This window comes from Micromonospora sp. WMMD730, from assembly GCF_049178955.1.
In the GTDB taxonomy this organism is placed as follows: Bacteria; Actinomycetota; Actinomycetes; order Mycobacteriales; family Micromonosporaceae; genus Micromonospora; species Micromonospora wenchangensis.
Map to the genome: position 1 here is coordinate 3936044 of NZ_JBMHML010000002.1, position 26354 is coordinate 3962397.

The 26354-nt window shown below is 72.7% G+C and carries 30 protein-coding genes; 16 read left to right on the forward strand and 14 right to left on the reverse strand.

Annotation, left to right across the window (positions count from 1 at the left end):
• Positions 1-59: 59 nt before the first annotated feature.
• From ACN265_RS17185 to ACN265_RS17205, 5 genes are all read right to left on the reverse strand, one after another.
• Positions 60-320 (reverse strand): hypothetical protein, encoded by a 261-nt coding sequence (locus ACN265_RS17185; protein WP_357021161.1) that lies wholly within the window; start codon positions 318-320, stop codon positions 60-62.
• 137 nt (positions 321-457) lie between these two features.
• The gene (locus tag ACN265_RS17190; protein WP_420115734.1) at positions 458-868 is read right to left on the reverse strand and encodes a hypothetical protein; all 411 of its coding nucleotides are present in this window, start codon (positions 866-868) and stop codon (positions 458-460) included.
• A 215-nt stretch (positions 869-1083) separates the two neighbouring features.
• Positions 1084-1758, reverse strand: coding sequence for a hypothetical protein (locus ACN265_RS17195; RefSeq protein ID WP_420115735.1), 675 nt, complete (start codon positions 1756-1758; stop codon positions 1084-1086).
• A gap of 135 nt (positions 1759-1893) precedes the next feature.
• Positions 1894-2475, reverse strand: a complete 582-nt coding sequence (locus ACN265_RS17200) for a TetR/AcrR family transcriptional regulator (protein WP_204926637.1) — start codon at positions 2473-2475, stop codon at positions 1894-1896.
• Positions 2476-2488: 13 nt separating this feature from the next.
• Positions 2489-3997 (reverse strand): MFS transporter, encoded by a 1509-nt coding sequence (locus tag ACN265_RS17205; protein ID WP_421408531.1) that lies wholly within the window; start codon positions 3995-3997, stop codon positions 2489-2491.
• 120 nt (positions 3998-4117) lie between these two features.
• Between ACN265_RS17205 and ACN265_RS17210 the strand changes: the two genes are divergently transcribed.
• Complete coding sequence (locus ACN265_RS17210) at positions 4118-4507, forward strand: YybH family protein (RefSeq protein ID WP_204926638.1); 390 nt, start codon at positions 4118-4120, stop codon at positions 4505-4507.
• Between the two features lie 24 nt (positions 4508-4531).
• Here the strand turns inward: ACN265_RS17210 and ACN265_RS17215 are convergent, their stop codons facing one another.
• The 3 genes from ACN265_RS17215 to ACN265_RS17225 form a co-directional block, all read right to left on the reverse strand.
• Positions 4532-5413, reverse strand: coding sequence for a fructosamine kinase family protein (locus ACN265_RS17215; RefSeq protein WP_421408532.1), 882 nt, complete (start codon positions 5411-5413; stop codon positions 4532-4534).
• A 116-nt stretch (positions 5414-5529) separates the two neighbouring features.
• Complete coding sequence (locus ACN265_RS17220) at positions 5530-6174, reverse strand: hypothetical protein (RefSeq protein WP_420115739.1); 645 nt, start codon at positions 6172-6174, stop codon at positions 5530-5532.
• A gap of 84 nt (positions 6175-6258) precedes the next feature.
• Complete coding sequence (locus ACN265_RS17225; protein ID WP_421408533.1) at positions 6259-7497, reverse strand: hypothetical protein; 1239 nt, start codon at positions 7495-7497, stop codon at positions 6259-6261.
• A 118-nt stretch (positions 7498-7615) separates the two neighbouring features.
• Between ACN265_RS17225 and ACN265_RS17230 the strand changes: the two genes are divergently transcribed.
• A complete protein-coding gene (locus ACN265_RS17230; protein WP_204926642.1) occupies positions 7616-8080 on the forward strand; it encodes a DIP1984 family protein in 465 nt (154 codons plus the stop codon).
• Positions 8081-8303: 223 nt separating this feature from the next.
• Here ACN265_RS17230 and ACN265_RS17235 read toward each other — a convergent pair whose 3' ends face one another.
• Entirely contained in the window at positions 8304-8891 is a 588-nt protein-coding gene (locus ACN265_RS17235; RefSeq protein WP_421408534.1) for a nucleotidyltransferase family protein, read from the reverse strand.
• 43 nt (positions 8892-8934) lie between these two features.
• Positions 8935-9501 (reverse strand): kinase, encoded by a 567-nt coding sequence (locus tag ACN265_RS17240; RefSeq protein WP_421408535.1) that lies wholly within the window; start codon positions 9499-9501, stop codon positions 8935-8937.
• Positions 9502-9581: 80 nt separating this feature from the next.
• On the opposite strand from ACN265_RS17240, the gene ACN265_RS17245 reads away from it, so the two are divergent.
• The 3 genes from ACN265_RS17245 (at position 9582) to ACN265_RS17255 (ending at position 11965) form a co-directional block, all read left to right on the forward strand.
• The gene (locus ACN265_RS17245) at positions 9582-10067 is read left to right on the forward strand and encodes a YkvA family protein (protein ID WP_421408536.1); all 486 of its coding nucleotides are present in this window, start codon (positions 9582-9584) and stop codon (positions 10065-10067) included.
• 392 nt (positions 10068-10459) lie between these two features.
• On the forward strand, positions 10460-11035 hold the full coding sequence (locus ACN265_RS17250; protein ID WP_421408537.1) for a hypothetical protein: 576 nt from the start codon (positions 10460-10462) through the stop codon (positions 11033-11035).
• Between the two features lie 354 nt (positions 11036-11389).
• Positions 11390-11965 (forward strand): lytic polysaccharide monooxygenase, encoded by a 576-nt coding sequence (locus tag ACN265_RS17255; protein ID WP_232378257.1) that lies wholly within the window; start codon positions 11390-11392, stop codon positions 11963-11965.
• Between the two features lie 84 nt (positions 11966-12049).
• Here the strand turns inward: ACN265_RS17255 and ACN265_RS17260 are convergent, their stop codons facing one another.
• The 3 genes from ACN265_RS17260 to ACN265_RS17270 form a co-directional block, all read right to left on the reverse strand.
• Positions 12050-12571: a PspC domain-containing protein gene (locus ACN265_RS17260; protein ID WP_421408538.1), complete on the reverse strand. Its 522-nt coding sequence runs from the start codon at positions 12569-12571 to the stop codon at positions 12050-12052.
• Entirely contained in the window at positions 12568-12891 is a 324-nt protein-coding gene (locus tag ACN265_RS17265; protein ID WP_420115747.1) for a PadR family transcriptional regulator, read from the reverse strand. The genes ACN265_RS17260 and ACN265_RS17265 overlap by 4 nt, the downstream gene beginning before the upstream one ends.
• A gap of 92 nt (positions 12892-12983) precedes the next feature.
• The gene (locus tag ACN265_RS17270) at positions 12984-13673 is read right to left on the reverse strand and encodes a FadR/GntR family transcriptional regulator (RefSeq protein WP_421408539.1); all 690 of its coding nucleotides are present in this window, start codon (positions 13671-13673) and stop codon (positions 12984-12986) included.
• Between the two features lie 188 nt (positions 13674-13861).
• Between ACN265_RS17270 and ACN265_RS17275 the strand changes: the two genes are divergently transcribed.
• Complete coding sequence (locus ACN265_RS17275; protein ID WP_421408540.1) at positions 13862-13996, forward strand: hypothetical protein; 135 nt, start codon at positions 13862-13864, stop codon at positions 13994-13996.
• On the forward strand, positions 13993-14793 hold the full coding sequence (locus tag ACN265_RS17280; RefSeq protein WP_307826280.1) for an ABC transporter ATP-binding protein: 801 nt from the start codon (positions 13993-13995) through the stop codon (positions 14791-14793). Before ACN265_RS17275 ends, ACN265_RS17280 begins: the two co-directional genes overlap by 4 nt.
• A gap of 56 nt (positions 14794-14849) precedes the next feature.
• On the opposite strand, the gene ACN265_RS17285 is transcribed toward ACN265_RS17280, so the two are convergent.
• Positions 14850-15707 (reverse strand): hypothetical protein, encoded by an 858-nt coding sequence (locus ACN265_RS17285; protein ID WP_421408541.1) that lies wholly within the window; start codon positions 15705-15707, stop codon positions 14850-14852.
• Positions 15708-15957: 250 nt separating this feature from the next.
• Here ACN265_RS17285 and ACN265_RS17290 point away from each other — a divergent pair, with 250 nt between their 5' ends.
• From ACN265_RS17290 to ACN265_RS17330, 9 genes are all read left to right on the forward strand, one after another.
• On the forward strand, positions 15958-17199 hold the full coding sequence (locus ACN265_RS17290) for an MFS transporter (RefSeq protein WP_421408542.1): 1242 nt from the start codon (positions 15958-15960) through the stop codon (positions 17197-17199).
• 806 nt (positions 17200-18005) lie between these two features.
• Positions 18006-18452, forward strand: coding sequence for a hypothetical protein (locus ACN265_RS17295; protein WP_357930987.1), 447 nt, complete (start codon positions 18006-18008; stop codon positions 18450-18452).
• Positions 18440-19612 carry a cytochrome P450 gene (locus ACN265_RS17300; RefSeq protein WP_421408543.1) on the forward strand — a complete coding sequence of 391 codons (1173 nt, stop codon included), beginning with the start codon at positions 18440-18442 and terminating at the stop codon, positions 19610-19612. The genes ACN265_RS17295 and ACN265_RS17300 overlap by 13 nt, the downstream gene beginning before the upstream one ends.
• The gene (locus ACN265_RS17305) at positions 19612-19848 is read left to right on the forward strand and encodes a phosphopantetheine-binding protein (protein WP_204926655.1); all 237 of its coding nucleotides are present in this window, start codon (positions 19612-19614) and stop codon (positions 19846-19848) included. The genes ACN265_RS17300 and ACN265_RS17305 overlap by 1 nt, the downstream gene beginning before the upstream one ends.
• A complete protein-coding gene (locus tag ACN265_RS17310; RefSeq protein WP_420119666.1) occupies positions 19848-20588 on the forward strand; it encodes an SDR family NAD(P)-dependent oxidoreductase in 741 nt (246 codons plus the stop codon). The genes ACN265_RS17305 and ACN265_RS17310 overlap by 1 nt, the downstream gene beginning before the upstream one ends.
• Positions 20589-20610: 22 nt before the next feature.
• Positions 20611-21432 (forward strand): PAS domain-containing protein, encoded by an 822-nt coding sequence (locus ACN265_RS17315; protein ID WP_421408544.1) that lies wholly within the window; start codon positions 20611-20613, stop codon positions 21430-21432.
• A 257-nt stretch (positions 21433-21689) separates the two neighbouring features.
• On the forward strand, positions 21690-23777 hold the full coding sequence (locus ACN265_RS17320) for a molybdopterin oxidoreductase family protein (RefSeq protein WP_421408545.1): 2088 nt from the start codon (positions 21690-21692) through the stop codon (positions 23775-23777).
• 4 nt (positions 23778-23781) lie between these two features.
• Positions 23782-25155 (forward strand): FAD-dependent oxidoreductase, encoded by a 1374-nt coding sequence (locus ACN265_RS17325; protein WP_421408546.1) that lies wholly within the window; start codon positions 23782-23784, stop codon positions 25153-25155.
• Complete coding sequence (locus tag ACN265_RS17330; RefSeq protein WP_204926660.1) at positions 25152-26354, forward strand: NAD(P)/FAD-dependent oxidoreductase; 1203 nt, start codon at positions 25152-25154, stop codon at positions 26352-26354. Before ACN265_RS17325 ends, ACN265_RS17330 begins: the two co-directional genes overlap by 4 nt.

Below are 26354 nucleotides of genomic sequence, written 5' to 3' on the forward strand. Positions count from 1 at the left end.
GAGGCGGTGGCCTGCGGCGGGCGATGGTCGGGGGTGGACGGTCCGCTCGTCGTCGGGGCTCAGCCCGCGATCGCGGCCCGGAAGTACCAGCCGTTGTACTGGCTGTCGGGCAGGGTGCGGTAGACGCAGCTGTTGGCCACCTCACCCCAGTAGCTGGCGTCGATGCGGTACTGCTCGCACTCCTCGTACGTGGCGAAGGCCCCGTTCCAGTCGAACGGCACGGCTGCGGCCGGGGCCGGCTGGACGGTGAAACTGACGGCGGCCGCCGCGGTGGCGACCACCGCGAGTCGGGTGAACCGGCGGCGCATCGGCTGGGACATGGGGGGTCCTTCCGCAGGGGTGACGGGACTGTGACCGATCGTAGATCCACAGTGGCCGATCACCGATCCACCGTTCGGGCAGGCCCCGGGAGGCGAGCGCGGGGCGGCCGGGCCGCCCCGCGCCGGCACGGGAGGTGTCAGTCGTGGACTCCGACGTGGAAGTTGAAGACCGCACCGTTGCGGGTGAGGATGAGGTTCCACTTCCCGCCGTTCTTCAACACCACCGGGTTGGAGTTCGGGTACCGCTGGAGGAACCAGTCCTCCAACCGCTGCGCCTGCGCGGCGGTGAGCACCCCGACCTCCCCGATCGCCGCCGCGTGGTGCGGTTCCTGGTTGCAGCCGGCGTTGAACCGGTAGCTGGTGTCGCGGTTCCACCGGCCGCTGCCGAGCATCGTGACCGTCACCGGGCCGGATTGCTGGAACGCCAACTGCGGGACCGCGGGGTCGGCGACGACCACGTCGGGTGGCGTCTCCAGGGACGGGAACGGCACGGCCACCGTCTCGATGACGGCCTGCGATGCCCAGTTGAAGTCGACCTCGAACGGCATGCCCATCCTCCTGACCGGGGTGTCCCGTCCGCCGGCCTGTCGCGACGGCACGTCGACGTGACCCATCATGGGTGGGACCTGGCGTCACATGGCGGCTACTGTCCGTGCCCGGACACTGCCGACCAACCGACAGCGTCCGGCACGGACCCGGCCCCGGCGGGCGGCGGCGACGTCGACCCTCGGTGGCGGACCGGTCGTCGCGCCACCGGCCCTCGTCAGCAGGCGGCGCGCTGGCCGGAGTAGTGGACGCCGACCCGGCCGACCACGGTCAGGTCGGTCAGGGCGGTGTCGGCGGCGCGGTTGACGTAGCAGGAGTACCGGTGCTGGTTGATCACCTCGAGGTGGATGTGCGCGCCGCTGTCCCCGTTGACCTGGTAGCAGCTGGAGTACCGGAACCGGCCGGTCTCACCGAGCTTGGTCCACGGGCCGACTGAGGCCCCGACGACCACACCGCCGGGCTTGTTGTTCACGTGCATCACGTCCGCCCGGCCGACGACCCCGCCGGTCGTGGTGTCCCGGGCCTCCAACCCGATCCGGTAGCCGCCGTCGGCGAGGTTGCCGGTCGCGCAGCCCGGACGGACGGTGACCACGGTGACCGCGACCGGGTGCCCGGCCGCCGTCTTGGTGCCGAACGGGGAGACGACGGTGGCCCCCGGGTTGCGGTAGATGTCGACCGCCCAGTCGTTGGTGTAGCCCCAGTTGCCGAACACGATGTGGTGGTTGGCCGGCCCGGACCCGCCGAACCTGTTCCAGGTGGACGAGTCCTGGATCGGCGGGTACACCGCGATCGCGTCGGCGGTGTCGTGCGCGGCGGCCGGGGTCGCCGGTACGGCGACGGCTCCCAGTACGAGCGTGAGTGCGCCGAGCGTACGGGCGATGCGGAACCTCATCGTGCCTCCGAAGGGTGTGCGGAGCGGAACGAAACCACCTCGCCGATCGACGAGAGTGGATGAGGATACCGTCTGCGGCGGGACGTCGACAGCCGCCGACGTCGCGACCGTGACGGGCCGCGCGGGTCGCCCGGCTCAGGGCGTGAGCGTCTCCCACAGGTGCGGGTGCCGGGTCAGGTGCAGCAGCCGTTCCAGCAGTCGTCGGTGGGCCGGGGTGTGCGTCGGCGCCCCCCACAGGGGCGCGCTTCCCATGCCGTCCGCCGCCGCGACCACGAGCGCCAGCACGTCGGCGGGCAGCCCGTCGGCGGCGAGGGCTGCCGCCAGCCGTTCCGCGTCGGCGCGGGCGAGTTCGGCGACCGCGGGCAGCGTCATGAGCTGGGTGACCAGCGCCATCGAGGCGCGTACGGCGGCGTCGTCGTCGGCGGGGGCGACCGACGCGCGCAGGTAGGCCCGGGTCAGCCGTCCCGGTGCGGTGTCCGTGGGGTCCAGCGCGGCGTCGATGCCGGCCTGGAAGGAGGCGAGCTGGTCGCGGGCCAGTTCCAGGATCAGGTCGTCCTTGCTGGCGAAGTGGTAGATCAGGCCGCCCTTGGACACGCCGGCGAAGCGGGCGATGTCGTCCAGCGAGGCGTGGATCCCCCGGGCGCGGACGGCGTCCGCGGCGGCGTCCAACAGGGCACGTCGGGTGTCCTGCGGCGACCGGCCGGCTGTGCGTCCCACGGCGACACCGTACCTACGGCCGCGTGGGACGCGGTGAGGGGATGAGCACCCAGGCCAGCACCGCCGCGCCGAGGGTCAGCGCCGCGGCGAGCGACGAGGTGACCTGCACGCCGGTGATGAACGCGTCCCGCGCCCCGGCGGCGGCCTGCGGCGGCAGCACCTGTAACGCCGAGCCCAGCGAGTCACGGACCCGGGCCGCGTCGGCGGCCGGCAGCCCGGACGGAACGCTCACCGCGTGCCGGTAGACCAGCGACAGCAGGGAGCCCAGCACCGCGATGCCCAGCACCACGCCGAGTTCGTTGGCGGTCTCGGTGATCGCCGAGACGGAACCGGCCTTGCGCGGGGGCGCGGCCGAGATGATGGCGTCGCCGGTCAGGGTCATCGCCAGCCCGATGCCGAGGCCGATGGGCACGAGCGCCAACCCCAGCCACAGGTACGGCGCGTGCGCGGCGACCGCCACCCCGGCCAGCCCCGCGGCGGCCAGGCCCAGGCCGAGCGCGATGGCCCGGCCCCGGCCGAGGCGGGCCACGACCGCAGCGATGATCACGACGACGACGATCGAGGCCAGGGTCGCGGGCAACTCGGCCAGGCCCGCCTGCAACGGGCCGAACCCCCTGGCGAACTGGAGGTACTGCGAGAAGAAGAACAGCATGCCGACCAGTGCGAAGATGGCGATGACGTTGGCGACGACCGCCCCGAGGAACGCCGGGTTGCCGAACAGCTCGACGTCGAGCATGGGCTGTTCCAGCCGCCGCTGCCGCCGCACGAACAGCACCCCGGCGGTCACGCCGACCAGCAGGCAGGACACCGTCACGCCGTCGACGCCGGCCCCGACCACGTGCTTGACCGCGTACACCAGCGGCACGACCGCCGCCATGGACAGCACCGCGGAGGGCACGTCGAAGCGGCCCGGTCGCGGGTCGCGGGACTCCGGGAGCAGCAGCAGGCCGGAGACCACCACCAGGACCATCACCGGGACGTTGATGAGGAACACCGAGCCCCACCAGAAGTGCTCCAGCAGGAACCCGCCCACCAGCGGCCCGACCGCCGACCCGGCACCGAAGGCGGTGGACCAGATGGCGATCGCCCGGGTCCGTTCCCCGCTGTCGGTGAAGATGTTGCGGATCAGCGACAGGGTGGACGGCATCAGCGTCGCGCCGGCCACACCGAGCAGCAGCCGGGCTCCGATCAGCGCCGGTGCGCTGGGGGCGAACGCCGCCAGCAGCGACGCCGCGCCGAACGCCACCGAACCGACCAGCAGGACCCGTTTGCGCCCGAACCGGTCGGCCAGGTTGCCCATCAGCACCAGCAGCCCCGCCAGGGTCAGCGAGTAGACGTCACCGATCCAGAGGACCTGTTCCGCGGTCGGTGCCAGGCTCGCGGTCAGCGCCGGAACCGCCAGCGAGAGCACCGTCCCGTCGACGGCGAGCAGCAGCACCGCCGCGGCCAGCACGGCCAGCGCCGCCCACCGGCGGCGGGTGGACAGCACCGGAGCGGGAACCGGGGTCGAGGACGTGATCACGCCGGAACTGTACCGACCAGCCGGTACAGTTCGTCAGGGTGACCTGCCACACTCCGGCTGCCGGCCGCCGGAGCGCCGGCAACCCGGGTACGGGGGCCGGTCGGATGGCAGGGTGGGCACATGGACAGCAGGCACGTCGACGACTGGCTCGTCGCCTACGAGCAGGCCTGGCGCACGCCGGGTACGGACACCCTGGTCACGCTCTTCACCGAGGACGCGAGCTACCAGCAGGGGCCCTATCTGACCCCCGTGGTGGGCCTACCGGCCATCGCCCGGATGTGGGAGGAACAGCGCGACGGCCCCGACGAGGTCTTCCGGATGACCAGCACGGTCGTCGCGGTCGACGGCGACACCGCCGTGTCCCGCCACGAGGTGCACTACGGCGACCCGGTCACGCAGGAGTACCGCGACCTGTGGGTGATGCGCTTCGCCGACGACGGCAGGTGCCGGTCGTTCGAGGAATGGCCGTTCTGGCCGGACCGGCAGCCGCCCGGGGTGCCGCAGCCGTGACGGGATCGCCGGGCCCCGGGCCGGTCAGGCCCGCGACCGGAACGGGGCCAGGGTGGCCCGGATCGTGTCGGCGGCACCCCAGTCGTCGTCGAACTGGGCCAGTACCGCCAGGTGCTGCCGCAGCTGGATGATCGGCATGCGGTCCCGCCAGTCGGCGTCGAGGCCGGTCAGCTCGGCGTAGACGGCGAAGAACCGACCCGACTCCGGTGGGGCCGCCGTGGTCCACAGGTGCGCCAGGTCCACCTCGGCCCACAGGTACGACACCGCCGGGTCGATCAACGCCGCCCGTCCGTCCCCGGTGGCCAGCACGTTCTGCGACCACAGGTCGCCGTGCGTCAGGCAGGCCGGCCGGTCCGGCAACAGCTCGGGCAGCCGGGCACACAACCGTTGCACCGCGGCCCGGTCGGCGGCGTCGAGCGCGGCCCGCACCCTCGGCTCACCCAGCCAGCGCAGCAGGCGGTGCTCGGCGAAGAAGGCGAAGCCGTCGTCGGCCCAGGTGTTGACCTGCCGGCGACGCCCCAACCAGTTGTCCCGGTGCCAGCCGAAGCGGGGGTGGACGGTGCTCGTGTGCAGGTGGGCCAGCGCGTGCGCGAACCGCTCCCAGAACGCCCCGTCCTGCGGCCTCGGCGACAGCAGCGACAGCACCAGCAGTTCGTGGTTCGCCACGAGCACGTCGGGGGTGGCCAGCCCGCCCTGCTCCCGCAGGGCCGTCAGCCCCTCGGCCTCCGCGACGAAGGCGTCGCCGTCGGGCGCTTCGGCGAAGGTCTTGACGAAGACCGGCGGCGCGTGCCTGCGGTGGGCGATCCCGGCGAGCGCGGCGAGGCCACCGCTCACCGGCTCGACGGTGACGACGTCACCGATCCCGGCCCGCAGCAACCGTTCGGCGAGCAGTTCCGTCGCGGGCATCGGCGCTCTTCCGTCCGGTCGGGGCAGCGGGGGTTCACCATGGCACTCCCCGTCGCGCACCGCAGCCCCGCCGGCCGCCGTCGCGTCGACGCCGCCGGGGCGCGACCCGGCCCCGGTCACCCGCCGGTGCCCTCCTCGGCGCCGTCGTGCTGGTCGCCGTCCAGATAGACGTGCTGGTGGCCGTGGCCGGCGTCGACGTTGACCTGATCGAGTTGGGTGGCGGCGACGGACCAGGCGGCGGCGGCCTGCTCCGCCTGCCGTTTCGCCAGCGCCGTCAGCGTCGCCCGCTGCGCGGGTGGCCCGGTGACCGCGAGGAGGTACGTCTCGACGGCCAGGGCCGTCTGCTCCACCGCGCCGCGCAGGCTACCGCGCGCCACGTTGGTCGCCGTGCTGCCCGACGGCGGGTTGGCGAACGGCTCCGCCGCCCGCAGCAGGGTCTGCTGCCACTGACGCGCCTGCTGCGGGTCGGCGGTCGGCTCGGCCCGCAGGGCGTCGAGCACGGGGGTGATCTCGTCGCGGAGGCGTCGGGCGGTGGCCGTCAGCTCGGTGATCTGCTGGGCGTCCCGCGTCGCCTCGGCCCGGCGCAGGTCGGCGATGGTCGACTCGGTGGCGTCCGGTCGACCGACCGCGTAGCCGATGCCGCCGCCGACGAGGGCGACGACGAGGCCGATCGCGGCGACGACGGCGAGCCGGGACAGCCGGCGGCGGGGTGGTGGCGACGCGGCCAACAGATACGAGGGCCTACCGGTACGACGCGACACGTCATCTCCCTGCTCGACGGGGACTGGTCGCAGCATAGTGCCGCCCGGCGGGCGGCGGATCGCCCGCTTGTCGACCCGCCGGGGTCACCGCAGCGCCACCACGGCGTCGGTACCCCCGTTGTGGCGCAGCACGGTCTCCGGCGCCGGATCGTGGCGCAGCAACGTGTGCCGGACGAGGTCGGTGCCGGCGGCGAGATCGTCGAAGACCGCGATGTCCACGCTGACGGCGTGGGTGACGTAGCCGCCGGAGGCGTCCCGGCGCATGCTGCTGCCGCTCTGCCCGGCGTGGCCCAGTCCCCGCTCGCGCAGCGCCCGGTCGAGGTCGCGGGTCACCGTGGTGGCGTACCCGCGTGGATCGGGCCGTCCGCCGACCTCCAGGTGCAGGCCCAGCCGGTAGCGGCGGGCCGCGCGCAGCGCGCTCGGGCCGAACCACCTGGCGACGAGGGAGCCCTGCGGCGCGCCGGTGACCGTTTCGAGGATCCAGCAGACCTCGGCGGGGTGCGCGGGGTCGGCGAGTCCGCGCAGGAGCACCGGATGCCCGACGCCGGCGGCGGCGAGCGTCCGGCCGGTCTGCGCGGCCAGGCTCAGGTCACGGTCGGCGACGGCCCGGGCCGGCAGGTCACCGAGGGCGTCCCGCGCCGGCGCGGGCACGGCGTCGGCGACGGTACGCCCGGCGGCGGCCAGCAGGTCACGCCAGGCGTCGAACGGGAACTCCGACCCCGGGCCGCGCAGGCTGTAGAGCGTGAAGTCGCCGCCCTGGTCCTCGTCCTGCTCGACGGTCCAGTTGCCGGCGTCGTCGCGCTGCCAGGTGACGCCTCTGTCACGCCCATCGCACCGGTACAGCCGGGAGCGGGCCGTCGGCCAGTGGCCGGCGTCGTCGGGACCGGTCCCGAAGGCGGCGGCCAGCAGCGGGGTGACCGCGTCGAGGTCGTCGTGCTCGCCGAGCAGCACGAACCGGCTGGCCAGCGCCAGCAGCGGGCCGGGATGCGGCAGGTCCGGATCCCGCAACGCGACGGCCCGGGCGATCAGGTCCAGTTCGTCCCAGCGCAGGGCGTGCGGGAAGGGGTGCGCGTCGTCGTCCCAGCCGAGCTGCAGCGGCTCGGTCACGCCGGGCGGGCACACCCCGAGGTTGAGCATGCCGAGATCGATGTCGATCTCCAGGACGAGGGTGTGACCGTCGCCGACGTCGGCGGTCAGCGTCCACCCGGGATGGTCCTCCCAGCGCTCGTCGTCGTCATCACCGTCGTCGCCCTCAGGACGCTCGTAGGCCGACCAGAACGACGGGTCTTTCAGCAGGTCACGCAGGTCCGCGGGGAGAGGCACGCCGGGCATCGTACCCAGCCACCCCGACGTTCCCCCCGGGGTCGGTCGGCGTCGCGGTCTGCCCCGGCGGCGGTGAAATGGGCGGCGGCGGTGATCTTCGCCGGTCATACTGGCGGGCATGAAGCTTGCCGAGGCCCTGGCGTTGCGCGCGGATGCGGCGCGCCGCGCCGAACAACTCCGTGCCCGCATCGTGGCCAGCGCCCGGTTCCAGGAGGGCGAGACACCGGCGGAGGACGCGGCGGCGCTGCTGACCGAGGCCGGCGGGGTGCTCGGTGAGCTGGAGACGCTGATCCGGCGGATCAACCGCACCAACGCCGCCACCGTGGTCGACGGCGGCACGCTCACCGATGCCCTGGCCCGCCGTGACGTGCTCCGGCTGCGGCACAGCCTGGTCACCTCCGCGGCCAACGCCGCCGCCGGTGAGGGTCAGCGGGGGTTCCGACAGCTACGCTCGGAGCTGAGGATGATCCCGGCGCTGCCGGTGGCGCAACTGCGTGGCCAGGCCGACGACCTCGCCCGGCAGATCCGCGAGGTCGACACGCTGATCCAACGGGCCAACTGGGAGGTCGACCTGCTGGACTGACGGATTGCGGAGCAGGTAGCCGACGTGGAGGCGTGCACCGACCCGAGAGCCGGCGGTATCCCGGCTCACTCCTGGCGCGCCGGGGGCAGGCGCGGGGGTTCGATTCCCCGGTCATACACCGCATGCCCAGCACAGCACACAGGTGACGGCGCACAGGGCACGGCACACCACCGGGTGCAGATCCACGACGGCGAGGGTGGGACAGGGGACCTCCGCAACCCGCTCACCGGTCGTCGGCGGCCGGGTCGACCACCCGTACGCCGGGCCAGCGTGCCGCCGGGCGGTGGCGGGCGAGTCGACGTCGGGACACCTCGCGGCCGGCCCGGGTCGGGTTGTGCCGCCACACCCCGTCGAGCAGGTCGTCCAGGCCGTACGGCGCGCAGACCGCGATCCGGTCGTCGGCGTGCAGGCGTACCGCCACGGCGGTGGCGTACTCGGGCCAGGTGGCGACCGCCTCGGCGATCGTCCGCAGCGGGGCCACCGGGTCGCCGCCGAACGTCGCCGGGTACCAGGTGTGCACGGCGGCCTGGTTCTTCGCCTCCCACGGCGGCTGCGGCCAGGCCGTCGCCAGTCGCGCGGTGGCCCGGTCGTCGTTGGCCCGGGTCAGGTCCGTCGGGTCGAGGAAGACGACGTCGACGTCCCGTACCGCCGACGGGTCGAAGCCGTGGCCGTACCGTCGGCCCCAGACCAGGTCCCGCACGACCCCCGCCCCGATCCACGCGTCCGGCAGGCCGGTGTCCCGGACCACCCCCAGGGCCCGCATCAACCATCCGTCGCCCCGGACCAGGTCCCGTAGTTCGTCCTCGCGCACCCGACCAGCCTAGGAGCAGCGCGTGGACGGGGACGGTGGGTGGTCAGGGCCGCACCGGGAGGAAATCGGCGTCGCCCCAGGTCAGGGGCAGGCCGGCGGTGGCGGCGATCCGCCGGACCGCCTCCTGAAGCGGGGTCGTCTCGGGCAGGACCACCTCGTCGTCGTACCCGAGCAGGTCACGCGGGGCGTACCAGCCCCGCATGTCGTCCGCGGTGAACTCCGTGGCCTGCGGACGCGTCGCGTGTCGTCGCAGGGTCTCGGGCAACGACACGTCGAGATAGACGAACACCGTCCGGCCACGGTGGCCGTCGCGCAGCGCGGTGAGCATCCGCCGGTACCGGGCGGTGTACAGGATGCCTTCGAGGATCACGTGGTAGCCGTGGTCGAGGGCCAGCCGGACCGTCTGCCCGATGAGGGTGGGCGCGAGGCCACCGGGTCGGTCCCGTTCCCGCAACACGACCCGACGCAGGTAGTCCTGCTCGACCAGGGCGCAGCCGCGACCGTGCCGCAGCCGCAACTGCCGGGCGATGCTGCTCTTGCCCGCCCCCGAGTTCCCCCGGACGACGATCAGGACCGTCCGGTCGCTGCCGGTCGGGATCGCCTCGTCCATCGCGGTGGCCCTCCCCGGGTGTCGGCCGGTCCGGCCACCGGTGCCGCGTCGACCGGCGGGCCCGGCGGGACTCTGCGACGATGCCCTGGCCGCGCGGACGGGTGCGGCGGAAGGGGGCGGCGCGGATGGTCGCGGACATCCTGGTCGGTGGCGCGGTCGCGGTGGCGGTCTCGTGGGTGGCGTTGCTGGTCGGTCTGCTGATCGTACGACCGCAGGGCCCGTTGCTGGCCGAGGCGCTGCGTATCCTGCCTGACCTGGTGCGGTTGCTGCGGCGGCTGGCCGGTGACGCCACCCTGCCGCGCAGCGTCCGGGTGCGCCTGGGCCTGCTGCTGGCGTACCTGGTCATCCCGATCGACCTGATCCCGGACTTCGTCCCGGTCCTCGGGTACGCCGACGACGCGATCCTCGTCGTCGCGGTGCTGCGCTCGGTGGTCCGCAGGGCGGGTGTCGGGGCGCTGCGCCGGCACTGGCCGGGCACACCGGACGGTTTCGCCGCGCTGTGCCGGCTGACGGGCGTCCGCTACGCCGGCAGCGACCACGGCCCGGGCGACGCCGGCCCCGGATGACGGGCGCGGTCGTGCACCGGACGCCGGGGCGTGGAGAATCGATTCCGGCGTCCTCACCTGCGGAGACGATCGGGCCGAACCCCCACTGACACCCGTCAATGTTGCCAGAGCGGCGCCAGACGTGTTGGAATGGCTCATATCGCCGCAGCACGGGGGCAACCGTGCTGAGCACGGCCAGCACGGGAGCACCGCGGTACGGGTGGCGCGCCACCCTGGCGGACGTCCGCACGTCACCGCGCCGGGCCATCGTCCTGACGACGGGCATCCCGCACGGCAGGCACCCGCGCCTGCCACACGCACCCCTGGCACGCGTCCCCGACGACCGGCGCGTTTCGACGCCCCGGGCCACGGTCGGTCCGCCAGCACCAGAACCGGCGACGAGGTGAGAAGCGATGAGTTCCCCAGAGAGTTCCGCGTGGTACCGGCACCGCCTGGTGTGGGTGGCGGTGGTCCTGCTGGTGGTGTCGGTCGGCACGGTCGTGCTGGCCAACCGGAGCAGCACGAGGGCGGAGCCGGCGGATCTGCCGGCGCAGATCGTGGCCCGGATGCGTACCACGCTCGAACGGGCGGACCCGGCCCAGCACCAGCACGCCGGGCACGACGCCCAGCAGGGTGCCGGCGCGGAGAAGCCGCCGGTGATCTGCGGGGTCCGCGTCTACGGCTTCGAGCCGGCCGGGGCCACCACGTTCGCCGACGTCCGGACGGTGTACGGCTTCCACCTGTGCGGGATCGCCGAGCAGAAGCGCCCCTGGGACGTGGCGGTCAAGCTGGCCGGCCCGCTGATCATGGATATGTCCACCGATCCTCCGGGCATCAAGGTCGTCGAGGCGACGGCGGAGGTCAGGTTCGTCGACCGGCTCCGGGAGATGTTCCCGCCCGCGTACGCGACGATGGCGCAGCAGGAGTCGCTCGGCGCGACCGAGATGGCCGACCTGCGCCGCCGCTACGCCGCCGCCGCCAAGCTGTGACGCGCCGGGCGGCGTAGCGGCCGTTCCCGGCCGCCGGACCCGGCACCCGATCCGCGGTGATGCCGTGTCCCCGGTCCGCCGTGCCCGTCGTCGATCCGGTGATCTCGGACAGCTCGACCACATCCGACAGCTCGATCCAATCCGACTAAACATCGATCAACGTTGATATTTTGCGTCATTGGTGCCACAGTGGATTCGGGAGCATTCGCCTCCCGATGTCTCGTACCGACGAATGGAGGATGAACAGTGCGTTCACACCAGTCCGACCAATCCGGTGGACGTCCCCGGTCAACCGTCCGCCGGTCCCTCCAGGCGCTCGTCCTGATGTTCGCCATGGTGGTCGGTACGCTGCCCATGACGAGCCCCGCCCAGGCGCACGGCACGATCATCAACCCGGCGACCCGGGCGTACCAGTGCTGGCAGACCTGGGGCAGCCAGCACACCAACCCGGCCATGCAGCAGCAGGACCCGATGTGCTGGCAGGCATGGCAGGCCAACCCGGACACCATGTGGAACTGGATGAGCGCGTTGCGCGACGGCCTGGCCGGCCAGTACCAGCCCAGCACCCCGGACGGGCAGCTGTGCAGCAACGCCCTGTCCCGGAACAACTCGCTGAACAAGGCCGGGGCGTGGAAGGCGACCACCGTCAACCGCAACCTGACCGTCCAGATGTACGACCAGGCCAGCCACGGTGCTGACTTCTTCCGGGTCTACGTCACCAAGCAGGGGTTCAACCCGGCCACCCAGACGGTCGGGTGGGGCAACCTGGACCTGATCACCACGACCGGGCGGTACGCGCCGGCACAGAACATCTCGTTCAACGTCTCGATCCCGTCGTCGCGCTCCGGAAGCCACGTCCTGTTCTTCATCTGGAAGGCGTCGCACGCGGACCAGACCTACATGTGGTGCAGCGACATCAAGATCGCCTGATCGACGACGCGGTACTCATCCGGCCCAGGGCTTCCCCGCCCTGGGCCGGAGTCGGTTCCCGGGCCTCGACCGCCCGCCTGTCACTCAGCCGGCCCGGGGCGCGTCCCGTCGGCGTTCGTAGTCGGCGACGGTCGGGACGACGGGGAGCACGAGCAGCAGGGCGAGGTACGCCACGGCGAGCAGCCCACCGGTGACCAGGGTCAGCAGCAGCACGACGGTGCGCACCCAGTCGACGCGGAACCCGCCGTACGCCGCGAGGCCGAGACAGACGCCGCCGAACCACCCGCCCTCGCTGATCCGGCACCAGAACCGGCCGCGTACCGCTCCCCCGACCTCGGACGGCACGGGGTGCGCCGGCCGCACCGGCCCGAGTTCGGACAGGATCGCGGTCATCCGGGCACCGGTCACCGGGTCGCCGCCCGGATCCAGCCGGTCGCCGACGGCGGCCTCCAGGTCACGCACGATCTCGTCGGCGTCCGGGTCGCCGCGCAGCGCACGTCGGGCGTCGTCGAGGTACCCGCGCAGGGCGTCGTACGCCTCGCGGGTGGCGGGATAGGCCGCGGTGTGCCCGGTGAGGCGGATGGCGGTGGAATCGTCCATGGTCATCGTCCAACCGAATCGATCATGCGGGTCAGGTCGTCCCAGTGCTCCCGGAACGCGGCGAGCCGCTGCCTGCCGGCGTCGGTGAGCAGGACGTACTTGCGGGGCGGCCCGGACGGCGACTCCCGCCACTCGTGGTGCACCAGCCCGTCCCGCCGGAGCTTGCTCAACAGCGGATACAGCGTGCCCTCCTGAGCGGGGAAGTTCGCCTCCCGCAACGCGGCGAGGATCTCTGCCGCGTAGCGCTGCCGGGACTCGACGGCGGCGAGCACGAGCGGTTCGAGCAGGCCGCGCCGCAACGCGACGAGCATCGGGTCGGCCTGCATGCCACTACCTTGCCACAACAAGGTACCTGCTCGCATCCGGAGCTCCTCCGGACCGGTTTCCCCGGGCACCGGTCGTTCGGCTGCTCCGGGGGTCAGAGCGACTGGAGCATGGCGAGGGTCTGCCGGAGCTCGTCCCGCAGCGCCCGCCCGGCCGCCTCCGCGTCCCCCGCCGCGACGGCGTCCACCAGAGCGGCATGCCCCTCGTCGCCGTGGTTCGGGTCCGCGGAGCGCAGGCTGAGCAGTTCCACCATGTCGAGCAGCCGCCGCTGCAGCACCGGCACGAACTCGGTGAACAGGCTGCTGAGCACCGGGTTGTGCGCCGCGGCGACCACCGCCACGTGCAGCGCGATGTCGGCCGCGACGAATGCGGCGTCGTCGGCGTGCGCGGCGTGCCGACGCCCGGCCAGGGCTCTGCGCAGGGCGGTGACGTCGTCGTCGGTCCGCCGCCGCGCGGCCAACTGCGCGGCTTCGACCTCGACGACCATCCGCACCTCGTAGACGTCGGTGATCGCCGCCTGGCGCAGCCGGGTGGACCAGTCCTGGCGGGGGCTGGTCGCGATGACGAAGACGCCCGATCCCTGCCGCGCCTGCACCAGCCCCGCTCCCGCGAGCGCCCGCAGTGCCTCCCGGACGGTCGACCGTCCCACACCGAGGGACTCGGCCAGTGCGACCTCACCGGGGAGCTTCGTCCCCACGGCCCAGGCGCCACCGGTGATCTGCTCGCGCAGACGGTCGGTGGCCTGCTCGACCAACGGGGACGGCCGCAAGGCACCTAGCGACATGTCAGATTCATCCTTCCGAGCAGGCGGACAAGTTGTCTGAGGAGCTGAGCGGTTGTTAGAGTACTCCGCATGCTGCCGCACGGGCTTCTTCTCCTCGGCTGCCGCTGCGGGGCCTGACACGACCGGCACCCCGTAGCGGGTTCCCGGGTTGCGCCGGTCACCGGACGGCTGACCGAAAGAAGTTCCGCATGTTAGCTTGCTGCCCACCCGCCGGCGTCGCGTGCCGCGGCGACGACTCCACCCGCCGACTCGCCGGCTGGAACACCTCCACCCTCGCCGCACCGGCGACGGCGGCCGCCGTCGACCGGGGGGTGTCCTCGTGACCGCGCCGCCGGTGCTGCGCGTGACGGACGCGGCGGTCGTCCGCGACGGCAAGCCGATCCTGTACGAGGTGTCGCTGACGGTACGGGCCGGCGAGCACTGGGCGCTGCTCGGCGCCAACGGGGCGGGCAAGAGCACCCTGCTCAGCCTGCTCGGGGCGGTCACCCATCCCACCCGGGGCACCGTCGAGGTGCTGGGCCACCGGCTGGGGCGGGTCGACCTGCGGGAGCTGCGCTCCTACGTCGGCCACGTCAATCCGCGGCACGATCCACGTTCGCCCCTGACCGTGCAGGACGTCGTGCTGACGGGCCTGACCAACACCAACGAACGCGTTCCCCGCTGGGAGCCGACACCGGACCAGGTCGCCGAGGCCGACCGGCTGATCGGCCTGCTCGGCCTCAGCGAGCGGCACGGGGCGCGGTGGCCGACCCTGTCGCAGGGGGAACGGGGCCGGGCGCTCATCGCCCGCGCGCTGATGCCCAGGCCACGGCTCCTGCTGCTCGACGAGCCCGCGACCGGCCTCGACGTCGCCGGCCGGGAACAGCTCATCGAACGACTCGACACGCTACAGCACACCCACCCGGAACTCGCGTCCGTCCTGGTCACCCACCACCTGGAGGAGCTTCCCCCCGGGACGACCCACGTCATGCTGCTGCGGGACGGTTGCTGCCTGGCGGCGGGCCCCGCCGACGAGGTCCTCACCAGCGACCAGGTCAGCAAGTGCTTCGACCATCCCATCCGCATCACCCGCACGGACGGACGGTGGAGCGTGCGGGCGAGCCGCCCGGCCAGAGGATGAGGTGGGCTGCGGTCGCGGTGGTACGCCCACCGGCGTGCGCCACCGCGACCGTAGCCTCAGGCCAGTGACTCCCCGGCCTTCTCGACGGCGGCCCGGGCCTGGTCCCAATCCCCGTCGAAGTGGTCCGCCAGAGCGTGGAGCCACCGCTCGACGCCGAAGCCGACACAGCTGGTGGAGACCGGGCCGCCGTCGGCCAGCGCGATGGAGCACCGTTCACCGAAGAACTTGTGGTGGGTGTTGACGGAGGCGATCGCCAGGCCCTGATAGACGTACTCGTGCTTGACCGGCACGAGCTGCTGGAAGGTGACGCGGTGGTCGGACTGGTCGTAGAAGGGGTCGGCGGCCGCGCGGCGGTACAGGGGCAGACCGATCTCACCGGCCAGCGTGGTCAGGAACCGCGCCGAATGATCGAGGTGGGCCGCAGCCTGTTCGGGGGTGCCCAGGGCCACGACCTCGCGCATCCGGAACGCCCTGAGGCGGCGGAGCCCGTCGAAGTGGTCCTCGTTGCGGAAGCACTGTCCCAGCAGGGTCACCAGCCTTCCGTCCCCGGGCACCTGTCGGTCCCGGTAGTGGAGGTAGACGCCATAGCAGGCGCTGGACGGCAGCGCGAGCCCCGCCGCACGCAGCGAGCCGGGGTCGAACGCCCCCGAGTCGGCCTCGCGGGCGAGCCGGTCGGCCCCCGCCGCAGCGACGTCCAGGGCCGAGGAGACGAGAGCGAGGTGCGGAAAGTTCCGGTAGACGTCGAGCACGGCGAGGTCGCTGACCGGCAGCAACGGCGGAACGGTCAGCGCGACGGCGCCGGACTCCCCGGCCCACCGGGCCCAGAGGCGGTCCAGCGCCTCGGCGAGCCGGGTCGGCTCCTCGTCCAGCGCGGCGAGGCCCCCCGACACCCGGACCCCTGTCGTGACGCTCATCAGCAGCTCCTCACGTGAATTCCGCACCTGACCGGAGACCGGTCGACGGCACCGCGACGGCGGGTGGTCACCGGTCCCGCTGCGGTCCCTGACGGCAGCGGCGGGTGGTCTCGCGCGGTGGATGGCCGGCGTTCGCCCCTGAGGGGTAGGGGACCCGCTGCCTTCATGACACTCGATAAGGTAACACCTCAGAGGACCTGAGCACCTGAGTGAATCAGGAGCTCATCGAGAGATAGGAACGGACTTTTAGATGAAAAAAGGGCAACTCGGCTTCCTGACCGGCACCCATGCGGTCAACGACCTGTACCAGGGGGCGATCCCCGCGATGCTGCCGTTCCTGATGGCCGAGCGTCACTACAGCTACGCCGCCGTCTCCGGCCTGGCGTTCGCGGCGAGCGGGGTCTCCAGCCTGCTGCAACCGCTGTTCGGCATCCTCTCCGACCGCAGGCCGCGCACCTGGCTGGTGCCGACGGGGTTCGTCACCGCCGCCCTGGGGGTGGTCGCCGCCGGCCTGGCCGGGAACTACGTCGCCACCTGGCTCTGTGTCGCGCTGGCAGGGATCGGCATCGCCGCCTACCACCCGGCGGCAACGAGTCAGGCCCGCGCCGCCGGCGGCTCCTCGCAGCGGGCCATGAGCGTCTTCTCCGTCGGTGGGACGATCGGCGGCGCCGCCGCACCGTCGCTGGTCACCGTCGTGATCGGGTCGGCGGGATTCGCCGCGGGTTACCTGCTGGCGATCCCCGCCCTGACCATGGCGTTGCTCTGGGTCCTCAAGGGCCCGTGGATGCGGTGGCGGGGCCTGCGGGAGACGCCTGCGTCCGCGGCCGGCGCGTCGGCGCGGTCCGCGGCCGGCACCGCACGGGCCGACGACTGGCCGTCCTTCGGCCGCCTGGCGGCGGTCGTCATCGGATGGTCGATCCCCTTCGTCACCGTCACCTCGCTGGTGTCCCTGCACGCGCAGCGCGATCTCGGCCGGTCCGAGGCGGCGGGGGCGGTGGTGCTCACCGCCTTCACCGCCGCCGGGGCGGCGGGGACCCTGCTGGGCGGCTGGGTCGGCGACCGGTACGGCCGGATGACCTCGGTCCGCGTCGGCTACCTGGTGGCACTTCCCGCGCTGGCCGGCGTGGCCTGGGCTCCGTCGTTCCCGGTCCTGGTGCTCAGCGCCACCGTGTTCGGCGCGGCCATGTTCCTCCCGTTCGCCGCCCAGGTCACGCTCGCCCAGGACTACCTGCCCCACCGCCCCGGCACGGCGAGCGGACTGACCCTGGGGCTGGCCATGGCAGCGGGCGGCCTGTGTTCCCCCGCGTTCGGGTGGCTGGCCGACGCCAGCGGCCTGCGCGCCACCTTCTTCACCCTGCTTCTCGTGTTCACCGCCCCCGTCGTGCTGGCGCTCCGTCTCCCCGACCGCGTCCTCGACTCAGCCGAGACGCCCCGTCCGGACCCGGTAGGGGCAGCGAATATCAGCGGAGCAAATATCGGCGGCGGACAGTAGATATTGCTGCCGGTCCACGAAAGTTGGTCATCGTCCTAACATTCGGAAGCCGCCCATAGTATGAGATGGGCATTGAGAGTAATCACAGCGTTACGTACCGTCTGGTCTGGCCCAGAATTCACTTCATCCACGCCATGCGTAGCGCGGTTCCACACGGACCGGCGCTGTCGGATCCGTGTGTCGAGAAGGAGATCTTCGATGAAGACCGACAGAACGGGAACCAGAATCCCCAGAACGGGTGGATCGCATCGCCGCGGCGTTCGGCGGGTGGTGGACAGAAGCCCTTCATCCGGGTTGTCACCAACCATTACAGCGGGCTCGGTCCGCCACCCACCCCGGCCACGCACCCGATTCGGACGCCCCGGCGTCGACGACATCCGCCCGACCTATCCGGCCTGAACTGGGGATTCTGCGGAACCACACCGGCCCAGAGCGGTCGCGCCAGACCGGGTCGGGACCGCCGGTGCCACCGCGAACCTGCGGAGACCGGGTCGGTCACCCGCGCGCCGAGAGAATGCCGTAGACCAATTCCCCTCCCGACCGCAGCGGCACGCACACATCATTCTGTTCGCCGGGCGGCCCGGCACCGGAAGTGCGGAGCGGAAACTCCGGGGATGCTCCCGGAGAAACGCCGTCCACCCACCCGGCACCCGCCGAGACGGACTTCTCCCCCACGATTCCGCCACCCAGGCACACCCCGATGGACGGGAGGGGTTTCGACTCGTTTCCACCACGGGCCCGAGGCGCCTGGCCGGATTCCCGAACCCCAGGCGCCGCACCCCCGCGCGCCGGAAAGGAATCAACAGTTGGACACGAACAACCACACGGAGGAGAAATTCTCCGTCGCGCTGGAATCCATCCAGAGTAAGCGTCGGATCGAAAGGGTTCAGGAAGCGGCGAACGCCCTGCTCGACCGCTACGCGACGCAGGAGGGCCCCGAAGAGCGGCTGAGGCTCACCTTCGAACTCGTACGCCGGAACTTCGCCCCGGACGTGGTCGCCGTCTTCGGGAGTCTGGCGCTCGGCGTCGCCGACGGGGGCCGGACCGGGACACCCGCGCCGTCCGGGGATCCACGGCAGGTGGTCTTCCACTGCGACATCCACGGCTCGCAGGGCAGGAGCGGTTCGCTCACCGCGTCCTACACCGAGCCCGGCCCGCTGGGACTGACCACCACCGAATGGCTGGCGGCGATGCGGCTGCTGGCCGGCATCACCGGGCTCGGCGTCGGCGGGCGGGCGACATGCCGACAGTGACCGGCACGTCCTCTCCGGCCGGTCTCCTCGCCCAGCCGTACTGGTACCGGCACCTGCCGGCGGGCACCGACGTCCACCACCTGGACGAGGGGCTGTTCGCGGTGACCGGCAACGCGGCCGTTCAGGAGGCGCTCGTCCACCCCTCGGTCGTGGCCGAACACCCGCTCAAGGCCAGCGCGCGGGCCTTCGGTCCCAACGTGCTCGACGCCGACGGGCCCAGCCACCGGGCATTCCGCGCCCTCCTCGCACCGATCCTGTCCGCCGGGCGGATCGCGGAGTACCGGACGTCGCTGATGCCCGGACTCATCCGGGAACTCGTCGACAGCATCGTCGGCGTCGAGACCGACGACTTCTACAACTCCTTCGCCCACCGGGTGCCGTACGGGATCGTCTGCACGATCCTCGGGATCGACGTCGCCCTGGTGGACCGGTTCCACGAGCTGACCCGTCCGCTGGCACGGCTGCTGGACTACCCCACCCGGGAGACCGACGAGACCCACGCCAACGTCGCCGAGCTGCTGCGGCTGATCGAGGAGCAGCGAGCGGCGGGAACCAGCGGCGAGCAGTCCCTGCTGGAGACGATCGAGCGGACCCGGGACCGCAAGGGCATCTCGCTGACCGACGACGAGGTGCGCTCGACGGCACTGCTGTTCTTCCTGGCCGGCACCGAGACCAGCAGCGCGTTCATCACGTCGCTCGTGTACTGCCTGGGGCGTGGCCTCTTCGGCCTGGACGAGCTGCGCGACGACACGGTCCGCGACGACTACCTCGAGGAGGTCCTCAGGCTCTACCCGCCCGTGCAGACGATCGTCAGGTTCGCCGGTGACGACCTGACCATCCAGGGGGTGCGAGTGCCGCGGCACTCGGCGGTGCTGGCCTCGATCGCCGGCGCCAACCGGGATCCGCGGGTCTTCGACCACCCCGACCGGTTCCAGACCGGCAGACCCATGCGGGGTTCGCTCCCCTTCGCGGTGGGAGCGCACGCCTGCCCGGGGGCCATGCTCGCGAAGACGGAGTTCTCCCTGCTCGTCGCGGAGATCGTCGAGCGCTGCTCGGACGTGGTCATCACCCGCGACCGCCTCGGCATGGAGAGCCAATCGTTCTCGCACCCCACCGACTTCTCCATCGAGTTCAGGACGAGACAGGGAAAGAGGTCATAGTGGAAAGCAAGCTCGCCTCGCTGCGCAGGTGGCTCGACGGTCTGCACGAGGAGCCGTTCGACATCCAGGACGACACCGACCTGATCCAGTCGGGGGCGGTGACCAGCCTCCAGTTCGTCCAGATGGTGATCGAGATCGAGCGTCTGCACGGGCGCAAGCTCGACCCGGGTGTGATCACCATCGAGTCGATGCGCACCCTCAAGGCCATCGACACGGCCGTCTTCCAGGCTGCCTGATGGCAGCGGAACCCACCCGGGCGGCAGTGGTCTCGGGCACGTCGTCCGGGATCGGCGCGGCCGTGGCGGCGGAGTTCCTGCGCCGGGGTTACACCGTCGTCGGGCTGTCCCGACGCGGCAACCCCGGGCTCGCGGAGCACAGCGGCTACCTCGACCGGGTCGCCGACCTGCGTGACCCCGACGCCGTGCGGGCCGCGCTCCGCTCCGTCGCCGACGTCACCGCGCACGGGGTCAGGGCCGTGGTCCTCAACGCCGGAGTCGCACCGGACCCGGTCGATCTGATCAAGACCGAATGGCAGGTGGTGGCCGACACCTACGAGACCAACATCCGCACGGCACTGAACCTCGTCCAGGAAACGGCACCGTTGCTCGCCCGCGGCGGCGGTGGCTCCCTGACGTTCGTCGGGGCGAGCCTGGCGAACGGCTACCAGCCGGACCGCTGGGCCTACGCGGCCAGCAAGGCCGCGCTGACCACCCTGATGCGGGCGTGCTCCGTCGAGTTCGCCGACGACGGCATCGTGGCGAACGAGGTCCGTCCCGGCCCGGTGGCGACCGCCATGACGATGACCGGGCTGGACGCCGAGGTGAACGAACAGATCCTCCGCGCCGTCAACGCGGGGTTCGGCACGGACTGGCTCAAGTCCGCGCGCACCGTGGCGCAGTGGATCGTCGCCCTCGCCGAGTTCCCGTCCAACGGACCCACCGGTCAGGTCTTCAACTACAGCCGCAAGGTGCTGTAACCCACCCGAAAGGCAGGCAGCCATGTCGCACCACCCTGCTTCCGAGCAGCTCCTCGACCTGTTCAACTGGGCCTCTCCCGGCATGCTGGTCACCGATGCGAACGGCGCCGTGGTGCTGGCCAACAAGGCCGCCACCGAACTGCTGAGGAACGACGCCGCAGCCGGCACCGTGGTCGCCACCGCACTGGGCGTGCCCGACTACGCCGCGCTCCTGGCGGCCGGGACGCCGGTGGAGAACCGGGAGGCCACCTTCGCGAACCCCGACTTCGCCTCCGGTTACGCCAACCTCGGCTTCGGTCAGGTCGACGGCCGGACCTACGGCTTCTGGGCCCTGCGGCCGGTCACCACCCATCCGACGCCCTCCCCCGCTCCGGCGGAAGGGTCCTCCACCGCCCAGGCGTGGATCGACCAGGTGAACCGGTCCCGCGAGTCGTACGTGCCGGTCGACGCGGAGGCCGTCCCGTTCCTCCAGGCGTACTACGACAACTGCCCGGTCGCCATCCACCTGATCGAGGAGGACGGCACGGTCGCCTACGCCAACTGGAAGGACATCGCGATCGTCGGGGCGAGCGCGCAACCCGACGCCTACGTCGGCCACCACATCCGCCGCATCTACGCCGACCAGGACGTCGTCGACGACTTCCTCGGCCGCTGGGGCGAGGACGCCCCGATCATCGACTTCCGGGCGGACTTCCTCAACGGCGGGAAGCGGGTCCCGGTGGTGATCTTCTCCACGGCCAAGGTCGAGGACGACAAGCTGAAGAACACCCGCTGCTTCGTCTTCCCCGACAGCCACCCGGACCTCAAGCGGGACAGGGTCACGGTGCTGGACCTCGACTTCTGAGTCGACGCCGCACGTCACGGCGGTGCGCACCGGGACGCCGGGCCCCGGCGGGCGACCCCCGCCGGGGCCCGGTCACGCCCACCGACCCCCTCGTACGCCGTCCCGTACCCGGGGAACACGGCCCGCACCCCTGCCCGCCACGGCGGTCGGCCCACCGGCCCACCACCTGCTGTGTCCGGACGTGATCCGCGCCGGGTACCCACACCGGACCCCGAGCGCGGTCTGGACGTCCGCAGCCCTCGTGAAGGAGACCGACCGTGTCTGAAACGCCCGCGCCGCGATCCGGGGTGGACACCCACTGCCCGTACTGTTCCCTGCAGTGCGGCACCCGGCTGCACGGTGATTCCCCCGCCCGGGTCACGGTGCGGCCGACCGGCTTCCCGGTCAACCAGGGTCGGCTCTGCCAGAAGGGCTGGACCGCGGCCGAGGTCCTGCGGGCCACCGACCGGCTGTCCCGGCCGCTCGTCCGCGGTGCGGACGGCCGGCTCCGGGAAGCCTCCTGGGACACCGCGCTGGACGCCGCGGCGGCGGGCGTGCGTCGGATCCACGCCAGGTACGGCCGGGACGCCGTGGCGGTCTTCGGCGGCGGTGGCCTGACCAACGAGAAGGCGTACCTGCTGGGCAAGTTCGCCCGCGTCGCCCTGCGCACCAGCCACATCGACTACAACGGCCGGTTCTGCATGTCGTCCGCGGCGGCGGCCGGCAACGCGGCGTTCGGGCTGGACCGGGGGCTGCCCTTCCCCGTCACCGATCTGCGCACCGCGCGGACCGTGCTGCTGGCAGGGGCGAACGTCGCCGAGACCATGCCGCCGTTGCTCCAGCACCTCGACCGGGCCGAACTGATCGTCATGGACCCCCGACGCACCGCCACGGCACAGCGCGCGGCGCTGCACCTGCAACCCGCACCGGGCACCGACCTAGCGCTGGCGCTCGGCCTGCTGCACGTCGCCCTCGTGGAGGGACTGGTCGACCAGGCCTACGTCCGCGAACGCACGCGCGGCTTCGACCCGGCGGCGCAGCGGGCGACGGCGTGGTGGCCGGAGCGGGTCGAGGAGGTCACCGGGGTCCCGGCGGGCGCACAGCGTCGTGCGGTCCGGATGCTCGCCCGCGCCGGCGGGACGTACCTGCTCACCGGTCGGGGGGTCGAGCAGCACAGCACGGGCACCGACACCGTCTCCGGGTTCATCAACCTGGCGCTCGCCCTCGGTCTGCCGGGCCGGGCGGGCAGCGGCTACGGGTGCCTGACCGGGCAGGGCAACGGCCAGGGCGGCCGGGAGCACGGGCAGAAGGCCGACCAGTTGCCCGGCTACCGGTCCATCACGGACCCCGCGGCGCGCGCCCACGTCGCCCGGGTGTGGGGCGTGACGCCCGACGACCTGCCCGGCCCCGGCCGCAGCGCCTACGAACTCCTGGACGCGCTGGGCACCGAACAGGGCCCCCGGGGGCTGTTCGTCTTCGGCTCGAACCCCGTGGTCTCCGCACCACACGCAGCGCACGTGACCGGGCGGCTCGCCTCCCTCGACCTCCTGGTCGTGGCGGACTTCGTCCCCTCGGAGACGGCCCGACTGGCCGACGTGGTCCTGCCGGTGACCCAGTGGGCCGAGGAGGAGGGCACCCTGACCAACCTCGAAGGGCGGGTGCTGCGCCGTCGACGCCTGCTCTCCCCTCCCGCGCAGGCCCGCAGCGACCTCCGGGTGCTGCGCGACCTCGCCGTACGTCTGGGCGAGCCGGCGGGCCGCTACCCGGACGATCCGCGGGAGGTGTTCGAGGAACTGCGGGTCGCCTCCCGTGGCGGCCGGGCCGACTACTCGGGCATCTCCTACCAGCGGCTGGACGCCGGGGAGGCCCTGCACTGGCCGTGCCCGGACACGTCGGACGCCCACCCGGGCACCCCACGGCTCTTCCTCGACCGGTTCGCGCACCCCGACGGCCGGGCCCGGTTCGTGGCGGTGGACCACCGGGGGCCGGCAGAGGAGACCAGTGCCGCCTACCCCTTCTACGCCACGACGGGCAGGGTTCTCTCGCACTACCAGTCGGGCGCGCAGACCCGCCGGGTCCGGGAACTCACCGAGGCGGTTCCCGAGCCGTTCCTGCAGATCCATCCCGACAGCGCGGCGCGGTGCGGGCTGGTCGAGCGTGGTCTCGCCGTGGTCAGCTCCGCGCGCGGCAGCATGACGGCCCGGGTCAGGCTGGACCCGACGATGCGCCCGGACACCGTGTTCGTGCCCTTCCACTTTCCCGGCGACGGGCGGGCGAACCGGTTCACCCATCCGGCCCTGGACCCCCGCAGCGGCATGCCCGAGTTCAAGGTGTGCGCCGTACGGATCACCCCTCGGAAGGAGTGACAGGATGAGCGACGTCGTCGTGGTCGGTGCCGGACCGTCGGCCCACCGGCTCGTGGAGCGCCTGCGCCACCACGGTTTCGTGGGAACCCTCACCCTGCTGGGGAGCACACCGGACGGTCGGCCTCCGTCGCCGTTCGGTGCCCGGGACACCGAGGACGCCGACGGGACGGGCCCGCCGTCCCCGTTCACGGTCCGGGGCCGGGTCGCCGGGGTGCGCCGCATCGATCGGGTCCGCCGCCGGGTGCTGGCGTACGCCGCCGGGACGGAAACCGCGTACCCGTACGACGTTCTGGTCCTCGCCACGCCCGCCCGACCGCTGATCCCCGACGTCGCGGGCCTGGTCGGCGTCGACGGAGGTCCGGCGGAGGGCGTCGTCGCACCGGGTCCGGCCGCCACCGTGGCCGGGGCCACCGGGGACACCGTGGTCGTCCTCGGCGACGGTCCGTCCGCGGTGGAGACCGCGAGCGCCCTGACCGCCCGGGGCACCGCCACCACCCTGGTCTGCACCACCCCCCACCCGCTCCACGGACAGCTGGGCGCAACCTGCAGCGCCATGCTCGCCGAGGAGCTGGAACGGGCCGGGATCACGGTGGTCGGTGGGGCGACCGTGGTGGGCCGCTCGGCGGGCCGGCTCCGGTTGGCCGACGGGACCACCCTGCGTGCCGACCCGCTCGTCCTCGCCGCCGGCACCACCCCCGACACCGCGCTCGCCCGACGGGCCCGGCTGGACGTCCACACCGGGATCGTGGTCGACGACCGGCTGCGGACCAGCGACCCGCTGATCCACGCCTTCGGGGACGGCACCGAACACGACGGCCACGTCGTGGACAACCCCGTCGACACCTGGGAGCAGGCCGAGGCCCTGGCCGAGATCCTCACCGGCCGCACCGCCCGTTACCTGCCCCGCCCGCGGGCACTGCGCCTGCGTACCGACCTGGTGGACGTGGCCACGATCGGCTCCCCCGCCGAGCTGCGCCGGCCCGGCACCCGTCTGGTCGGCCTCACCGACCGGCCGCGCCGACACTATGCGCGGCTGGCCCTGCGTGACGGGCACGTCGTCGCCGCCGTGCTGCTCGGCCTGCCGCAGGCCATCGCCACGATCGGGTTCCTGCACCGACGCGGACAGCCCCTTCCCTCGGACCGGCTCGGTCTACTGCTGGGCCTGCCACCCCGACCGGCCTCGGACGGTGCCCCGGCGGACGAGGACGGGCCGGTCTGTCTCTGCAACGACGTCCGGGAGCGGACGCTGTTGCGGGCGTGGCGGGCGGGTTCCCGCACGGTGGCGGCGCTCGCCGAGGCGACCCGGGCGACCACCGGGTGCGGCGGCTGCGGCCGGGCCGTGGCGGAACTCTGCGGCGTCTGGGAGCGGGCGTCATGACGCGGACGCTCGTCGTCGTCGGGCACGGCATGGTCGGTCACCGGCTCGTCGAACGACTCGGGGTTCTCGACGGTGGGCGGCGCTGGCGAGTCGTCGTCCTGGCCGAGGAGCACCACCCCGCCTACGACCGGGTGAGCCTGTCGTCCTACCTGGACGGCAAGAGCAGGAGTGACCTCACCCTCCCGGGGGTCGACTTCCGCAACGACCCCCGGATGGACCTCCTGCTGGGCTGCCCCGCCGTCGCGGTGGACCGGGCCGCCCGTGCGGTGTCGACGGGCCGGGGCGACCGGATCGGCTACGACGCCCTGGTGCTGGCCACCGGGTCCCGCCCGTTCGTCCCTCCGGTTCCCGGCCACGACCTGCCCGGCTGCTTCGTGTACCGCACCTTCGACGACCTCGACGCCCTGCGCGCCGCGGCACGCCCCGGCCGCGCCGGTGTCGTCGTCGGGGGCGGGCTGCTGGGGCTGGAGGCGGCGAACGCCCTGCGGCTGCTCGGCATGCGCCCGCACGTCGTGGAGACCGCCCCGCACCTGATGCCGGCGCAACTCGACCCGGGTGCCGCCGGGGTCCTCCACCGCCACGTCACCGGGCTCGGCCTGCGGGTGCACTGTGCCACCGCCACCACGTCGATCGACGCCGGGGCCGACGGCACGGTCGCCAGCGTCACGCTGTCGGACGGAACCGTGCTGGATGCGGCGCTGGTGGTCTTCGCGGCGGGTGTCCGGCCACGGGACGAGCTGGCCGAGGCCATGGGCCTCGAACGCGGCGGACGCGGCGGCATCCTCGTCGACGGCCTCTGTCGTACCGGTGACGAGCGGGTCTGGGCCGTCGGTGACTGCGCGGCCGTGCGCGGACGCTGCTACGGCCTGGCCGCCCCCGGTTACCGGATGGCCGACAGTGTGGCCCGCCAGCTGACCGGAGAGCACCCCGAGCCGTTCGACGACGCCGGCACCGCGACCACCCTCAAGCTTCTCGGTGTGCGGGTCGCCGCCTTCGGCGCCACGGGCACCGACGGCGGTGCCGTGGTGGAGGTCGTCTTCGCGGAGGGGGCCGACCGCTACGCCAAGGTGCTGCTGAGCCCGGACGGCGGCCACCTGCTGGGCGGAATCCTCGCCGGCGACACCGGCTCCTGTGCGGCGGTCCGGTCCTTCGTCGGCCGCCCGCCACCCGCCGACCTGGAGCAACTGCTCCTGCCCTGA

Excerpts from the sequence above, each read along its gene's own strand:
- ACN265_RS17300 (WP_421408543.1), top strand. The coding sequence starts at position 18,440 with ATGCCGACAGTGACCGGCACGTCCTCTCCGGCCGGTCTCCTCGCCCAG.
- ACN265_RS17325 (WP_421408546.1), top strand. The coding sequence starts at position 23,782 with ATGAGCGACGTCGTCGTGGTCGGTGCCGGACCGTCGGCCCACCGGCTC.
- ACN265_RS17285 (WP_421408541.1), bottom strand. The coding sequence starts at position 15,707 with ATGAGCGTCACGACAGGGGTCCGGGTGTCGGGGGGCCTCGCCGCGCTG.
- ACN265_RS17275 (WP_421408540.1), top strand. The coding sequence starts at position 13,862 with ATGTTAGCTTGCTGCCCACCCGCCGGCGTCGCGTGCCGCGGCGACGAC.
- ACN265_RS17315 (WP_421408544.1), top strand. The coding sequence starts at position 20,611 with ATGTCGCACCACCCTGCTTCCGAGCAGCTCCTCGACCTGTTCAACTGG.
- ACN265_RS17265 (WP_420115747.1), bottom strand. The coding sequence starts at position 12,891 with ATGCAGGCCGACCCGATGCTCGTCGCGTTGCGGCGCGGCCTGCTCGAA.
- ACN265_RS17185 (WP_357021161.1), bottom strand. The coding sequence starts at position 320 with ATGTCCCAGCCGATGCGCCGCCGGTTCACCCGACTCGCGGTGGTCGCC.
- ACN265_RS17330 (WP_204926660.1), top strand. The coding sequence starts at position 25,152 with ATGACGCGGACGCTCGTCGTCGTCGGGCACGGCATGGTCGGTCACCGG.
- ACN265_RS17290 (WP_421408542.1), top strand. The coding sequence starts at position 15,958 with ATGAAAAAAGGGCAACTCGGCTTCCTGACCGGCACCCATGCGGTCAAC.
- ACN265_RS17215 (WP_421408532.1), bottom strand. The coding sequence starts at position 5,413 with ATGCCCGCGACGGAACTGCTCGCCGAACGGTTGCTGCGGGCCGGGATC.
- ACN265_RS17195 (WP_420115735.1), bottom strand. The coding sequence starts at position 1,758 with ATGAGGTTCCGCATCGCCCGTACGCTCGGCGCACTCACGCTCGTACTG.
- ACN265_RS17250 (WP_421408537.1), top strand. The coding sequence starts at position 10,460 with ATGAGTTCCCCAGAGAGTTCCGCGTGGTACCGGCACCGCCTGGTGTGG.
- ACN265_RS17260 (WP_421408538.1), bottom strand. The coding sequence starts at position 12,571 with ATGACCATGGACGATTCCACCGCCATCCGCCTCACCGGGCACACCGCG.
- ACN265_RS17230 (WP_204926642.1), top strand. The coding sequence starts at position 7,616 with ATGAAGCTTGCCGAGGCCCTGGCGTTGCGCGCGGATGCGGCGCGCCGC.
- ACN265_RS17255 (WP_232378257.1), top strand. The coding sequence starts at position 11,390 with ATGACGAGCCCCGCCCAGGCGCACGGCACGATCATCAACCCGGCGACC.
- ACN265_RS17245 (WP_421408536.1), top strand. The coding sequence starts at position 9,582 with ATGCCCTGGCCGCGCGGACGGGTGCGGCGGAAGGGGGCGGCGCGGATG.
- ACN265_RS17310 (WP_420119666.1), top strand. The coding sequence starts at position 19,848 with ATGGCAGCGGAACCCACCCGGGCGGCAGTGGTCTCGGGCACGTCGTCC.
- ACN265_RS17210 (WP_204926638.1), top strand. The coding sequence starts at position 4,118 with ATGGACAGCAGGCACGTCGACGACTGGCTCGTCGCCTACGAGCAGGCC.
- ACN265_RS17240 (WP_421408535.1), bottom strand. The coding sequence starts at position 9,501 with ATGGACGAGGCGATCCCGACCGGCAGCGACCGGACGGTCCTGATCGTC.
- ACN265_RS17270 (WP_421408539.1), bottom strand. The coding sequence starts at position 13,673 with ATGTCGCTAGGTGCCTTGCGGCCGTCCCCGTTGGTCGAGCAGGCCACC.
- ACN265_RS17190 (WP_420115734.1), bottom strand. The coding sequence starts at position 868 with ATGCCGTTCGAGGTCGACTTCAACTGGGCATCGCAGGCCGTCATCGAG.